This is a genomic window from Aquimarina agarivorans, assembly GCF_000218485.1.
Lineage (GTDB): Bacteria > Bacteroidota > Bacteroidia > Flavobacteriales > Flavobacteriaceae > Aquimarina > Aquimarina agarivorans.
The window spans coordinates 79,858-93,578 of the sequence record NZ_AFPB01000162.1 but is presented as its reverse complement, the minus strand read 5'-3'; the positions used below and the strand labels follow the sequence as shown (position 1 = coordinate 93,578).

Annotated in this window: 13 protein-coding genes; 10 read left to right on the top strand and 3 right to left on the bottom strand. The window is 34.9% G+C overall.

The window, feature by feature from the left end:
- Nucleotides 1–495 precede the first annotated feature (495 nt).
- The gene (locus GMC_RS20815) at nucleotides 496–2,751 is read left to right on the top strand and encodes a lytic polysaccharide monooxygenase (RefSeq protein ID WP_238528000.1); all 2,256 of its coding nucleotides are present in this window, start codon (nucleotides 496–498) and stop codon (nucleotides 2,749–2,751) included.
- Between the two features lie 394 nt (nucleotides 2,752–3,145).
- Here GMC_RS20815 and GMC_RS0112785 read toward each other — a convergent pair whose 3' ends face one another.
- Nucleotides 3,146–4,069, bottom strand: a complete 924-nt coding sequence (locus tag GMC_RS0112785; protein WP_010522513.1) for a helix-turn-helix domain-containing protein — start codon at nucleotides 4,067–4,069, stop codon at nucleotides 3,146–3,148.
- A gap of 302 nt (nucleotides 4,070–4,371) precedes the next feature.
- On the opposite strand from GMC_RS0112785, the gene GMC_RS0112780 reads away from it, so the two are divergent.
- The 9 genes from GMC_RS0112780 (at nucleotide 4,372) to GMC_RS0112740 (ending at nucleotide 12,089) form a co-directional block, all read left to right on the top strand.
- On the top strand, nucleotides 4,372–4,854 hold the full coding sequence (locus tag GMC_RS0112780; protein WP_010522512.1) for an MSMEG_0572/Sll0783 family nitrogen starvation response protein: 483 nt from the start codon (nucleotides 4,372–4,374) through the stop codon (nucleotides 4,852–4,854).
- A gap of 173 nt (nucleotides 4,855–5,027) precedes the next feature.
- Nucleotides 5,028–6,023, top strand: coding sequence for a Nit6803 family nitrilase (locus tag GMC_RS0112775; protein ID WP_238527999.1), 996 nt, complete (start codon nucleotides 5,028–5,030; stop codon nucleotides 6,021–6,023).
- A 57-nt stretch (nucleotides 6,024–6,080) separates the two neighbouring features.
- The gene (locus tag GMC_RS0112770) at nucleotides 6,081–7,199 is read left to right on the top strand and encodes an MSMEG_0568 family radical SAM protein (RefSeq protein ID WP_010522510.1); all 1,119 of its coding nucleotides are present in this window, start codon (nucleotides 6,081–6,083) and stop codon (nucleotides 7,197–7,199) included.
- 40 nt (nucleotides 7,200–7,239) lie between these two features.
- Nucleotides 7,240–7,815, top strand: coding sequence for an MSMEG_0567/Sll0786 family nitrogen starvation N-acetyltransferase (locus tag GMC_RS19915; RefSeq protein ID WP_094766297.1), 576 nt, complete (start codon nucleotides 7,240–7,242; stop codon nucleotides 7,813–7,815).
- A 14-nt stretch (nucleotides 7,816–7,829) separates the two neighbouring features.
- A complete protein-coding gene (locus tag GMC_RS0112760) occupies nucleotides 7,830–8,801 on the top strand; it encodes a sll0787 family AIR synthase-like protein (protein WP_010522508.1) in 972 nt (323 codons plus the stop codon).
- A gap of 3 nt (nucleotides 8,802–8,804) precedes the next feature.
- Nucleotides 8,805–9,083 carry an MSMEG_0570 family nitrogen starvation response protein gene (locus tag GMC_RS0112755; RefSeq protein WP_010522507.1) on the top strand — a complete coding sequence of 93 codons (279 nt, stop codon included), beginning with the start codon at nucleotides 8,805–8,807 and terminating at the stop codon, nucleotides 9,081–9,083.
- Nucleotides 9,084–9,090: 7 nt separating this feature from the next.
- Entirely contained in the window at nucleotides 9,091–10,359 is a 1,269-nt protein-coding gene (locus tag GMC_RS0112750; RefSeq protein WP_238527998.1) for an MSMEG_0569 family flavin-dependent oxidoreductase, read from the top strand.
- 60 nt (nucleotides 10,360–10,419) lie between these two features.
- The gene (locus GMC_RS0112745; RefSeq protein ID WP_010522505.1) at nucleotides 10,420–11,670 is read left to right on the top strand and encodes a Y-family DNA polymerase; all 1,251 of its coding nucleotides are present in this window, start codon (nucleotides 10,420–10,422) and stop codon (nucleotides 11,668–11,670) included.
- The gene (locus GMC_RS0112740) at nucleotides 11,667–12,089 is read left to right on the top strand and encodes a LexA family protein (RefSeq protein ID WP_010522504.1); all 423 of its coding nucleotides are present in this window, start codon (nucleotides 11,667–11,669) and stop codon (nucleotides 12,087–12,089) included. Before GMC_RS0112745 ends, GMC_RS0112740 begins: the two co-directional genes overlap by 4 nt.
- A 177-nt stretch (nucleotides 12,090–12,266) precedes the next feature.
- Here GMC_RS0112740 and GMC_RS0112735 read toward each other — a convergent pair whose 3' ends face one another.
- Complete coding sequence (locus tag GMC_RS0112735; RefSeq protein WP_010522503.1) at nucleotides 12,267–12,953, bottom strand: TrmH family RNA methyltransferase; 687 nt, start codon at nucleotides 12,951–12,953, stop codon at nucleotides 12,267–12,269.
- A 6-nt stretch (nucleotides 12,954–12,959) separates the two neighbouring features.
- The gene (locus tag GMC_RS0112730) at nucleotides 12,960–13,511 is read right to left on the bottom strand and encodes a hypothetical protein (RefSeq protein WP_010522502.1); all 552 of its coding nucleotides are present in this window, start codon (nucleotides 13,509–13,511) and stop codon (nucleotides 12,960–12,962) included.
- Nucleotides 13,512–13,721 lie beyond the last annotated feature (210 nt).

The following is a 13,721-nucleotide window of genomic DNA, read 5'->3' as shown; positions in this document are numbered from 1 at the left end:
AAATTACTAGATAAAACTACAATATATAATTCCTTTCCTATAAATATCTAGCTTCTAATTATTACATGTAAAATTCTGTAAACCATATAGTATTCATATTGAATACCATTAATCCAATTACCATACCCTATCGGTGGTTAAAAAAAACTACTTAACCTTGTAAATCATTTGTAAGTTTTTTCAATTTTATGATTTTAATAAATATAAATATTTTAAATTTAATTTGTTGATATTGTGTTTAATAGCTTCATTTCATTAACTCTAGGATTGCTGCATTTGATAAACAGCCAAATCGACGAAATTTAGTCTTTAACGAAAAGCTTGTGCTCAAAAGTTTTTATAATGCTTTGTAATTTGATTTTAAAATTATTTGAGTTTATAGCGTTTGGTATTAAGATTAAGTTGAACAGTTTTAATTAACAAATTAACTAAAAACAACAAATCATTATGAAATCTTTCAAAGTATTGATTACTCATGTGAACAAAGTCTTTGCAATGGCTTTGTTTTTAATGGTATCGCAATTAGTTTTCGCACACGGAACGGTAACAAGCCCTCCTAGTCGTGTTTGGATTTGCTTTCAGGAAAACCCAGAAAGCCCAGACTCCCCAGCATGTGAAGCAGCAATTATGGGGTATGGAACTCAAGCATTTTATGACTGGAGTGAAGTAGCAAGAATGGATGCTGGCGGCATGCACCGATTAATTTTACCTGATGGAAATTTGGCTAGTGCTGGTAGGCCTGATAAATATGGAGGGCTTGATCAAGTAAGAGATGATTGGGTAACTACGCAAGTAAGTCCAGGACCTTTTACAGTTACTTGGACTAATTCTGCACCACATCAAACGCTTTACTACGATGTTTATATTACCAAAGCTGATTGGACTCCAGATCAACCATTAACTTGGGACAGTTTAGAAAGACTAGTGCGTACTGATCCAAGACCAGCTGCAGCAACGGATAACATTGACGTAGTTTTACCACAAAGATCAGGTAAACATATCATATTTAGTGTATGGCAACGATCGTTAACTCCTGAAGCTTTTTACTCAACTAGTGATGTGGACTTTGGTGCTAATGCATTAGAAAGTTTACCTCCTGTAGCAACATTTACAACGGATAATGGACGCTGTGGAGGATCAAATGTAACTTTCAATGCATCAGGTTCTTCAGACCCGAATGGAGACTCATTGACATACTCTTGGGATTTCGGTGACGGAACTACTGCTGAAGGAGTAGAAGTTTCTCATGAATTTTCAGGATCAGATACTGCATCTGTGACTTTAACAGTAAGTGACGGGCAATTTAGTACAGCTTCGGTTGAAACTATTGACTTAACCCCCGATATTAATTGTACTGAACCTGTTTGTACATTTAATACCCCACTAGCTAGCGCCTTACCTACTATTAATGAAAGTTATACTAATATTTATGTTATTGGAGAAAACGGTCCAAGCTTAAGTAATGTTGATAAATTTAATGTGCACTGGGATTTAGGAAACAGTGGACTGTATCAGTTTGCTTTTAACACCAATAACGGTTTCCCAAGTTGGTATGTGGATTTAAATTCCGATGCTACCCAAAACTTTGGTAGTGCAGAACCACAAATAACCATTAGTGGATCAAATATTGATGGACTGGATGGATCATATTTTGTAGGTACTGACGGAGATAATTTTGTTTTGGTATCCACTCAATTTGGTTTTACCATCTACTTTAGTAATACTGAAACTGAACCTGATTGCGATGGCTCAGCTCCAACAACACCAGTTGATCCTACTCCTACTAACACTGATCCTGTAGCCGTTTTAACAAGTAATGTAACATCTGGTACTAGTCCTTTAGTTGTCACTTTTGATGCTTCTGGATCAACTGATGCAGATGGCGATAGCCTTAGTTATACCATTGATTACGGCGACGGTACAACAGGAACTACAGCCACATCAACACATACTTATACCGTTGGAAATTATAACGCTATAGTAACCGTAACTGATGGTAACGGAGGTTCTGATACTGCTTCAGTAAGTATTTCAGTTACACAAGATGAAGAAGACGATGGTGATGATGAGGAAGAAGATACTCCTATTGTAATAACACCTGCTCCTGATAACTGTAGTTTTGGAGCTCCAAGTGATACTTCAATACCAACTCGTATACATTCCTACAAATATAGTTACATACTTGGGAACGGTGGTCCTAATTTGGATAGTGTCATTCAATTTACAATAAATTGGGATTTACGAAACAATGGTTTGTATCAATTTTCATTTAATTTAAATAGCGCTCCATGGTATATTGATTTTTCAAATGCCACCCAAAACTTTAATGAAGCTAATCCTGCAATAACATTGTCAGATACTGGTATTCCTGGTTTAGATGGTCAGTATTATGCAGCTGTAGATGGTGATAGTTTTGTTTTAGTTGCTGATGAGTACTCAATATATTTCAGTAATGCTACCACAGCACCTGATTGTAATGACACTGGTGCAAAAGAAGCTGCAGATATACTTAGCATTTCTGTATATCCTAATCCAGCAACTACAAACTTTTCTTTAATAAGTACAAATGACTTAATTAATAGTCAAATAATTATTACAGATTTAGCTGGTAAACAAATAAAGTCTTTAAATGTAACTGAAAGTACCACAAACGTTGACTTTGACATCGCTGATGTATCTACTGGATTTTATTTGGTACGAGTAATAAGCTCCAACGGATCTGGTCCTGTTTTAAAATTATTAGTAAAATAATAATATTAAATAAGCTTATCCTGTAAAGCTCTTATAGATTTAAAAATCTGTAAGGGCTTTTTTTTGTTCCGTGCAATTGTAATTATCTACGTGATGAAAGTCCACTATAGGGGTTTATAATCGCCAACCACTAGCTTTAGACAAGGGTGTCATTGTGAGGTGGAATTTGAAAGAAGCCGTCGGCTAATCTTTTCGCCGAGGAACACAAACTTGATAAAAGGCATACTTAATGGGATAAGGTTACTCTAAGTAGCTACCTTACAGAACATTAAGATAAATTACTAACAGTACTGCCGTTAAACAATAAACCAGCATGTGTTACGGTTCTTTTTTATGTTGACATAGAGTTTCTAAAGGCGCATTTAATTCGGTAAATCCAATGTAGGTAATGGTATTAATCATCTGAACGATACAACCAATACTTTTCGTAACGACTATATTGTTCATTCCTGAATTGTTCTGGAGTTTGTTTTGTAATACGCTTAAACAATCGGATGAAATAAGAATTATCCTTATAATTTAATTCCTCGGCAATAGAAGCTATAGAAAGATCCGAATGAATAATTAAACGTTTAGCCTCAAGAATGATCCGATCCGTCATAATCTCAGATGGCTTTTTCCCTACTGTTTTTTTACATAAATAATTTAATTGCCTATCCGTAATATTCATTTTTTTTGAGTAACACGAAATAGGACGATGCATTTTAAAATACTTGTCTACTAAAGCTTCATAACGATGTAACTGTAATAAATCATAACCGTATAACTTTCCTTTACCTTCTATTTCTGGATAAATTCGGGATAATTCAATAAACATCGCATTCAAATACATCCTTATCATTTCCTGATATTTGAGTGATCTATGTTGATATTCCTTGTAAATCAATTTGTATTTCAATGCTATTTCTTCTCGTTCTTCATTATTCAATTGTACGTAAGGAGAACTAAAAGTAGAATTAAAAAAGGGAAAATTTATAAGCCGATCCGTATTAAAATCATGTAAAAAAAAGTCTTTAGTAAAAAAAAGAATGTAGCCATCCACATCTTCCGATACATTCCATTGATGAATTTGGCCAGGAGAAACTACAAACATTGCACCTTCACTTACTTCATATTCCAAAAAGTCAATAGTATGATTTCCAAAACCTTTTGTTACCAATAAAATCAAATAAAAATCATGTCCGTGCGGTTTTTCAATAAATAAATTTTCTTTAACATGTTCCGAAAATTTCCTTATATAAAAATTGCTTTCGAACTGCATACAATTATTGTAGTCATCAAAATTGGAAATATTAAAAACAGGTAGACTTTTACTCATTATTATATATCTAATAGTTTTTTATTGTTTTATTTATGGCAAACGTAATTTAGGTCGTAATAATTATTCCAAACTTAACAAATAAGTAAAAATACGTACCTACGCACATTACATTATACACACTATTTTACGATTTAATTAATTTTTATTTAACAAAAAACGCAATAATATTAGTTTTTATGCAATAAATAATCAATTTAGTTAAAAAGTTTAATAAGTACCATTCTTTGTCGATTTCGTACCACTTAAGTAATACTTAAGTATATTATGTTTGTATAATCAATTTATAAAAAATACAGATTATGCCAAAAGTAAAAAAAGCAATGCACAAAGATGGAGACTTTTTTGTAGACTATGAAGACAAAGTATTTGAAGATGTTAAAGCAAAACCAGGCGAGAAAGCATTAGTAACATTTCATACCGTTGCTTTTGAAGGATCCATAGGTTTAGTAAACATTTTATCTGCTACTCGTTTACAACGTAAAGGTTTTGAAACGTCAATTTTATTATACGGACCTGGAGTTACTTTAGGTATTCAACGTGGTTTCCCTACATTGGGTAGCGAAGCATTCCCTGGACATTTAAATTATGCTGCTCGTTTAAAGAAATTTATGGACGAAGGAGGTAAAATTTATGCTTGTCGTTTTGCATTACAAGCACTTTACGGTCACGGAGAGCCATCATTGTTACCAGGCATCCAACCAATTAGCCCGTTAGATGTTATGGACATTCAATTAGTACACAGAAACGAAAATGCTTTTGTATTGCATACTTGGACCATGTAATTTATTTGTTTTTTAATTTGTTTTTTAAAAAGTATAAGGTAAAAATTAGGACATAGGATGATCAAGTAAACAGGTAACTACATTACGAAAATTTGGTTTTCTTATGTCTTAAATTTTATCCCTAAAGCACAATTCTTAAAACCTACCGAACAAAAAGTAAAAGATTAAAAAATATGATGTTTAAAAAATCTATAGTTAAAGCAGCAGCTGTTCAAATAGCTCCTGTACTCGAAAGTAGGTCAGGAACTTTAGGTAAAGTAGCCGACGCCATTGTAAAGGCCAGTAGACAAAACACTGATATTATCGTTTTTCCTGAAACATTGGTACCTAACTATCCTTATTTTTCATTTATAAAACCCGCAGTGAGCATCCGCAAGGATCATACTAAACTTTATGAAGAAAGTGTAGTTGTGCCAAGCGAAGAAACTGATTTTATAGGAAGCTTAGCCAAAGAGCATAATATGGTAGTCGTTTTAGGAGTAAATGAAAGAGACAAAGGCACCCTTTACAATACGCAACTTGTTTTTGATACCACTGGTGAATTGGTGCTTAAACGTAGAAAAATCACCCCAACGTATCATGAACGTATGATATGGGGACAAGGTGATGGTAGTGGCTTAAAAGCTGTGGACACCTCTGTTGGAAGAATTGGTGCTTTAGCTTGTTGGGAGCATTACAATCCTTTAGCGCGTTTTGCTTTAATGAAGGATAATGAACAAATTCACTGTAGTCAATTTCCTGGATCCATGGTAGGTCAAATTTTTGCCGATCAAATGGAGGTAACTATGCGTCACCACGCCTTGGAATCTGGATGTTTTGTAATCAACTCCACTGGATTTTTACATCCAGAACAAGTACAAGAAATTACAGGAGACAAAAACATGCAAAAAGCGCTTAATAAAGGTTGCTTTACTGCTATTATTTCTCCAGAAGGGGTAATTATATCAGACGTATTAACCGAAGGTGAAGGTATTGTTTATGCCGATTTGGACATGTCTTTAATTACCAAAAGAAAACGAATGATGGACTCCGTAGGTCATTATTCCAGACCTGAACTTTTATCCTTAAATATTGATAAAAGACCCAAAAATTTAATGTACGAACCTCAAATTAGCACTGGTAATTCTGAAGTAAGTCCTCAGGACATACTTTCAGAAAATAGTTTATAATTCATTTGAGGATCAAAATAAAGTAATGCACTCACTGAGTGATTAAATACAGTAACTATGAACACTACAATTGCAATAAAAGACAATCATACATTACTGAACGATATTCAAGTACAAGGCATTCGGTTAGAAGGCTTGGAAGACCTTACCACGCGACAAGGTGGTGCGGGACCAACAGATCATAAGGCGGTAACAATTTTTAATACCACTATTATGATTCCTGTTTTTAGTCAAGCAGCTAAAAATTCACCGTTTACAGTTACTTCCCCATCAAAAATGGGGTACGCTTCCTTAAAAAAGGATGGCGAAATACTCACTACTATTCGCTTTGTTGGCGAACCCAAATTTTATAAAGAAGAAAGTTCCGACGGAATCCCTTTTTGGAAGATTGCGCGCTTACATAGTAAAGATGTTTTAGCAACTACTGTGCTACAAAACTGTATCCGCTACAAGGAAAAAGAAACTTCGTGTCAATTTTGTGCCATTGGCGAATCATTAAAATATGATACCACAATTGCTTACAAAAAACCACAACATTTGGCTGAAGTAGCCAAAAGAGCAGTAGAACTAGATGGAATTTCGCAATTTATATTGACCACAGGAACCCCAGCAAGTAGTGATCGTGGTGCAAAAATACTATTTGAAAGCGTTACCGCTGTGCGCGAAGTAGTAAACATTCCCATTCAGGTACAATGTGAGCCGCCCGATGATTTTAATTGGTTTACAAAATTAAAAAATGCTGGAGCAAGCTCCATAGGCATGCATTTAGAAGCGGTAACCGATCGGGTTAGAAATAAAATTATGCCCGGTAAAGCAAGTGTATCTCTTGATTTTTATTTTAAAGCATTTAAAGAAGCTGTTAAAATTTTTGGCAAAGGAAATGTTAGTACCTATATACTAGCTGGTTTGGGTGATACTCAGGAGGAAATTCTAGATATGTCACAAAAATTAATTGCCATTGGAGTATATCCGTTTGTGGTACCTTTTGTACCTATCAGGAATACCCCTTTAGAAAATCATATATCTCCAGACAAGGACTATATGCATGGTATTTTAGATCCTTTGGCAGAAGCTTTAGTAAATGCTAAAATGACCTCCGATACACTTGAGTCAGGCTGTGCCAAATGTGGTGCCTGCTCTACATTAGCAACTTTTGAGAAAAAACATAGCGCATGATATACTTTCAAACTAAAAAAAAGATGTAGGCTTAGATTTTATTGATATCAATATCCCTAACGATAATGCACAGTTAAATGCTTATTACGAAACCAGAAAAGCAATTTTTTGCGAAGAACAACAACTTTTTGAAGAAACGGATTATGACGAAAATGATTACTGCTCTATTCCAATTATTGCCCTTAATCATTATTTGGGCGCTCCAGACAAGGTAGTTGGTGTAGTACGTATTTTTGAAACTAAAGAGCGTGAATGGTTCGGCGGACGACTTGGAGTAATTAAAGATTATCGCATATTTTCAAAATTTGTGTGTCCTAATTTATTTAGAGAAAGAAAAGTATCTCCGTTATACCAAATGTCTATTGCAGCTGGATTAATCTACAGAGCGGTATCCTTAGCAAATTATATTGGTTGCAATAAATTTTCAGCGCATGTACAGGAGCAAAACGTAAAACTATTTAAACGTTTGCATTGGACAGTGGTAAAGGAAGTTAATTTACATGGTGTAAAACATTTTTTAATGGAGGCCGATTTAAATGCTTACCCTGCCACACCAATTTACACATCAACAGTTGCTAATATTGAAGCTTTAGCAAAACTTTTAAAAGCTGCTTAATATTTAAAGAATTTATGGTTACTGAATTAGAAAACATACAAGCTTGTATTGATAAATTGAGGAGTTACCAAAGTATTTTGGACAAACAAACTATTGGGGAAACTCATAAAAGTATCGGCAATTCAGTACTCAGTAGCAGCTATTTTAAAGACACAGCACAGCAAAAAACGACCATTAAAATAGGCGATGATACGGCTGCTATACCGCAAGCTGATGGAAGTCATTTGCTATTTGCTGCTGAAGGAATTATCGATAGTTTTTTAACTGCCGATCCTTGGTTTGCTGGTTACTCCGCAGTTATGGTAAATATCAGTGACATTTGTGCCATGGGTGGATTGCCCATTGCGGTTACGGATACTATTTACGCTAAAAATTCTGAGGATAGTACCCATATTTGGGAAGGTATGATTGCTGCTTCGGAAAAGTACGGTGTTCCAATTGTTGGCGGGCATACCTGTTACCATTCCAAAAATAAAGCCTTAAGTGTTTCTATTTTAGGTAAAGCAACTGAAAACCTACTCACTAGTTTTGATGCTAAGCCTAATGAAAAACTAATATTAGCTATTGATCAAAATGGTGCTTATTACAAAGCATATCCCTTTTGGAACGCCAGCACAACCGCTGATGCAAATAGGTTACAGGAATTGGTGCAATTACCCTATAAAATTGCCAATAAAAAACTAAGCCAAGTGTGCAAAGATGTAAGTATGGGGGGAATTATTGGTACCATTTGTATGCTAATGAATACATCAGATGTTGGAGTAGAAATTGATTTAGAAAAAATTACTAAACCTAAAGATGTATTGTGGGAAAAATGGTTAGTAAGCTTTCCTAGTTACGGGTATTTGTTTAGCTGTCGCGAAGAGCATATAGCCGAAATTCAAACCATTTTTTCTGAAAAAGGAATCAATTGTGACGAAATTGGAACTATTACCACTCCAAAAGAACTTATTATAAATTATAAAGAACAAAAAATTAAATTTTAGTACATGCCAGTAACTTACGTAAATATAAAGTGGCCCGATGATAAAACCGATCAGGTATACAGCCCCTCAAGTGTTGTGGAAGAATACTTTAAATCGGGTCAGGAAATTACTGTTGAAGAATTTCTTAGTACCTGCAACACGGCTTTAGGTGAAGCAAGCGAGCGTGTACGTCAAAAATACGGTTACGCCTGCACTTCTGCGCAAGCGGAATCGCACAGAATACATGAATTGTGTCAAACCTATGACCATTCAAAAAAAATAAAAATTGTATCAATTAAATAGAAAAAGTATGAGTCACTATCAAGTTATTATTGTTGGAGGAGGTCAGGCCGGCTTGTCAGCAAGCTATTGCTTAAAAAGAGAAAATATTAATCATTTGGTATTAGATCGAGGAGAAATTGGCGACTCTTGGGGAAAACGAAGGTGGGATTCATTCTGTTTAGTTACTCCTAACTGGCAATGTAGATTGCCTGGATTTGATTACGATGGCAATGACCCTAAGGGCTTTATGCTTAAAGATGAAATTGTAGATTACGTGAAACGGTACGCTGAATCATTTAATCCACCAATTAAAGGAAATGTAGAAGTTTATAAAGTATATAAAGAAAGGACAAATACAGTGTTTAATGTGGATACTTCCATTGGTAATTTTACTGCTGACAAAGTAATAATTGCTACTGGTGCTTATCATATACCTAATATACTGCCAATGTCCAAAGGGTTTGACTCAAGTATAAAGCAGATTCACTCAGCGGATTACAAAAACCCTGAACAATTTGCCAAGGGAGCCACACTTGTAGTGGGTTCAGGTCAATCAGGCGCACAAATTGCTGAAGATTTACATATTGCAGGTAAAAAGGTATACTTAAGTGTAGGGACTGCACCAAGAGCGCCAAGAACGTATCGTGGTAAGGATGCCGTGGAATGGCTGGAGGATATGGGGTACTATGATCAGCCTATTGAAATGCATCCTGATCCAGAGGAAGCACGTCATAAAACTAATCATTACCTAACCGGAAGAGATGGCGGGCGTGATATTGATTTACGAAAGCTTGCCTCGGAGGGTGTTGAACTACGTGGTCAAATAGGCACTGTTACAAATGGAACTATTGCCTTTGGAAACGACCTAAAAGAAAACCTAGATGCGGCTGATGCTACTTATGAGCGTATCCAGAATAGCATTGATAAGTACATTGAAATTAATGGCATTGAGGCTTCTGCCCCTACCCGTTATGAGTCCTTGTGGGAACCAAGTGCAGCAAATGAACAACCGATTGATTATAAGGCCGAAGGGATTACATCGATAATATGGTGTACGGGATTTAAGGTTGATTTTAAATGGGTAGATTTCCCTAAAGTTTACGACCAACGCGGTTATCCAACTTACAAACGTGGTGTTACCGAAGAGCCAGGACTTTATTTTATAGGTTTACCTTGGTTACACACCTGGGGATCAGGAAGGTTTTCACACGTGGCACAAGATGCTAAACACATTAGCAACCATATTGTAAATGCTTTTGAAGAAGAAACCGTAGAGACTTGTCTTACCAAAAAATAATATCACAAATTATAGGAAATAATACCTAATTTAATGGTATTATTTCCATAAATTTGTATCATGTTTGCTTTAATTGATTGTAATAATTTTTATGCCAGCTGCGAGCGGGCATTTAATCCAGCACTAATAGGAAAACCAATTGCGGTGCTTTCCAACAATGATGGTTGTGTTATTGCACGTAGCGATGAAGCTAAGCCCTTTGTACCCATGGGAGCTTCAGCACATAAATACGAAGCAATTTTTAAACAACACAACATCCATGTTTTTTCTTCAAATTATGCGCTGTATGGCGATATAAGCCAACGTGTAATGCGGATTATTGAAAACTATAGTCCTCATGTAGAAATTTATTCTATTGACGAGGCATTTGTACACTTTTCGGGCTACCAAAATTATGACTTGAATGTCTATTGTCAAAAATTAAAAAAAGAGGTGTTTAAAAACTTAGGCATGCCCATTAGTATTGGTGTGGCACCAACTAAAGCCTTAGCTAAAATAGCCAATAAAATTGCTAAAAAATTTAAAAATCATACACAGGAAGTATACGTTATTGATACCGAAGAAAAACGGATCAAAGCTTTAAAATGGACAAAAATTGATGCAGTTTGGGGCATTGGAAGCCGAATTGCTGCTCGCCTAAAGTTGCAAAATGTTAACTATGCTTATGCATTTACGCAACTTCCTAAAACTTATGTACAAAAAGAATTTAGTATCGTAGGGTTACGGCTGTATAAAGATTTATGTGGTGAACCTACCTTACAATTAGATGTTATAAAAAACAAAAAAGCCATTGCAACTACACGTAGCCTAAAATTTATTTCCAATGACTGGGAATTGGTCAAAGAGCGGGTTTCTACTTTTGCCATTACTTGTGCTGAAAAACTAAGGGCACAAAATTCTGTAGCTAATGTGGTGTACGTATTTATAAAAACAAATAAAAATCGACCCTATTTGAAACAATATGCTAATAGCATTGCTATTAATATTCCGTATGCTACGGATTCCAGTTTAGTTATTTCAGAATATGCTATAAAAGCTTTACAACATATTTTTAAACCTAATTACTATTACAAAAAACTAGGAGTTATTGTTATGGGAATTACTTCCAATACCCACAGGCAACTTAATTTATTTTGTGGTGGAGATGCCAAACATATTACGCTGATGAAAGCAATGGATGCCATGAATAAAAAATACGATGATGCTATTCGGTTAGGGTCTCAGGATTTAGGAAAAAAATGGAAAATGAAACAAGAACGCCTCTCCCCTTGTTACACCACTAATTGGAATGATATTTTAATTGTAAAATGAAGGTTACTTTATACCAACCCCAAAAAGGAAAACAACCAAAAATTACATTTGTTGATACGGGTATATCTGCCGGTTTTCCCTCTCCTGCTCAAGATTTTGCACAAAAAAAATTGAGTTTGGATGATAAGCTAATCCAAAACAAAGAAGCTACCTTTTATGCCCGAGTACAAGGGGTGTCCATGATTAATGCAGGTTTGGGAGATGGTGATTTATTAGTAATAGATCGAAGTATTACGCCACAAAACAACCACATTGCCATTTGCTATTTGAATAATGAGTTTACAGTAAAACGCCTGGCTATTCAAAATAAAAAGATAACTCTTGTTCCTGAAAATGATGCTTATGAAAAAATTGAAATTACTGAAGGTACTGAACTCCTTATTTGGGGTATAGTTACTTACGTGATTAAAAAAGTGTAGTTTTGTTTTGTTAATGACAAATTTTACAATAAGAAAAGTGCGTAGTTTACAAACAGAAGAGATATTCGTAATACATTTATTGGTTGTTTGTAGATAAGAATTATACCGTAAATGCACAATAACTCTTTCCTTATTTGTATTAAAAATCTTAACAAATAGCTATTCTAACTTATCAAACTATCCATTTCCATGCTCGCCAACACTAGTATGCTCCGCATGGTAGCGTTCAATAATACGTTGGTGGCTTTTTAGTACTTTACAAACCCAATCGTAACGTTTTTCTAATACCTCCTGGGGGGTAAGTCTCCAATTTAAGGTAGATTTACGTAGCTCTTGGGTAACGTGTTGCAAAATAATTGCAGCACAAACCGAAATATTCAAACTTTCGGTAAAGCCAAACATTGGTATGTTTAATTGTACGTCGGACTGCTCCAACACATAATCACTTAACCCAGTATCTTCTTTTCCGAAAAAAAATACGGAAGGCTTGGAAATATCAAAATCAGCCAACGTTACGCAATTGTTTCCATGCGGTGAAGTAGCTACAATTTGATACCCTTTTTCTTTTAGCGAACTTACACATGATTTGGTGGAATGATACCGGTGAATATCAACCCATTTTTGGGCTCCCATAGCAATTTCGCGATCAATTTTACGCACATTCCGCTCTTCAATAACATGAACGTCCTGTACTCCAAAAACATCACAACTACGCATTACCGCACTTGTATTATGCAATTGATACACGTCTTCAATGGCCACGGTAAAATGGCGGGTACGCTGGCTTAAAACTCTGTGATTATTTTGCTGGCGTCTTTCGGTTAAAAAGCTTTCCAGGTAAGCAACTAACGTTTCGGTGTACATGTAAACTTATTTTAATGGCACTTTAGTTCCATTTTTAAGTCTAACTAAAAAAGCTTTATTAAATTTTGTTGTAGCATGAATTTTTTTTGAGTATGCTTTCGCTTCTGAAATTGAAGCAAATTGTTCTGAAAAATAGCGGTAAAACCCATCCCCTACATTGGTGTAAAAAGTTGGAACTTTCTGAAAAAAGTCTTTTTTAATACGGACTTTAGAGGCTGCTATTTGAACGCTATAAAAGTCTTCATCTTTTTCATTTTCAATAATTAACGGGCGTATTTCTTTATCTGTCTTGGCAACTATTTCTTCTTTAACTACTTTTTCCTTCTTTTCCGCTGTTGCTTTTGGTAATTCTTTCTTAGCTTTCACCACATCTTCCAAAACAACCTTTTGGACAGGAATTGCTTTCTTTGTCCGCTTAAATTCATCTTTTTTTAGGGTATCATTTTTTAAGGTTCTTCTTAAAATAGAAGCATTAACCATTAAAGGATCTGCATTAGCTAGCTGAGCATAAGAAGCTAAATTAATTACAAAGATATAAAATAGTAAAATTTTTTTCATAAAGCGAGGTTTTTAGCTACAAATATAGTATATATATAATAAATGATCATTTTAAGAATACATATGTAGGTAAAAGCTTTCAGCACAAGCTTCTGACTAGTTTTCAACATCAGTTTCTTCCTATTTTAAGAAATCCTCACAGCATTAAAATATTGACTATTGAGCAAAAAGAGTAATTTTACATTTCAAAACTTAAAATTGAATGTCGAT

Bases quoted from the DNA above. Each gene is read 5' to 3' on its own strand.
- GMC_RS20815 (WP_238528000.1), top strand. From the start codon at position 496: ATGGCTTTGTTTTTAATGGTATCGCAATTAGTTTTCGCACACGGAACG.
- GMC_RS0112785 (WP_010522513.1), bottom strand. From the start codon at position 4,069: ATGAGTAAAAGTCTACCTGTTTTTAATATTTCCAATTTTGATGACTAC.
- GMC_RS0112780 (WP_010522512.1), top strand. From the start codon at position 4,372: ATGCCAAAAGTAAAAAAAGCAATGCACAAAGATGGAGACTTTTTTGTA.
- GMC_RS0112775 (WP_238527999.1), top strand. From the start codon at position 5,028: ATGATGTTTAAAAAATCTATAGTTAAAGCAGCAGCTGTTCAAATAGCT.
- GMC_RS0112770 (WP_010522510.1), top strand. From the start codon at position 6,081: ATGAACACTACAATTGCAATAAAAGACAATCATACATTACTGAACGAT.
- GMC_RS0112760 (WP_010522508.1), top strand. From the start codon at position 7,830: ATGGTTACTGAATTAGAAAACATACAAGCTTGTATTGATAAATTGAGG.
- GMC_RS0112755 (WP_010522507.1), top strand. From the start codon at position 8,805: ATGCCAGTAACTTACGTAAATATAAAGTGGCCCGATGATAAAACCGAT.
- GMC_RS0112750 (WP_238527998.1), top strand. From the start codon at position 9,091: ATGAGTCACTATCAAGTTATTATTGTTGGAGGAGGTCAGGCCGGCTTG.
- GMC_RS0112745 (WP_010522505.1), top strand. From the start codon at position 10,420: ATGTTTGCTTTAATTGATTGTAATAATTTTTATGCCAGCTGCGAGCGG.
- GMC_RS0112740 (WP_010522504.1), top strand. From the start codon at position 11,667: ATGAAGGTTACTTTATACCAACCCCAAAAAGGAAAACAACCAAAAATT.
- GMC_RS0112735 (WP_010522503.1), bottom strand. From the start codon at position 12,953: ATGTACACCGAAACGTTAGTTGCTTACCTGGAAAGCTTTTTAACCGAA.
- GMC_RS0112730 (WP_010522502.1), bottom strand. From the start codon at position 13,511: ATGAAAAAAATTTTACTATTTTATATCTTTGTAATTAATTTAGCTTCT.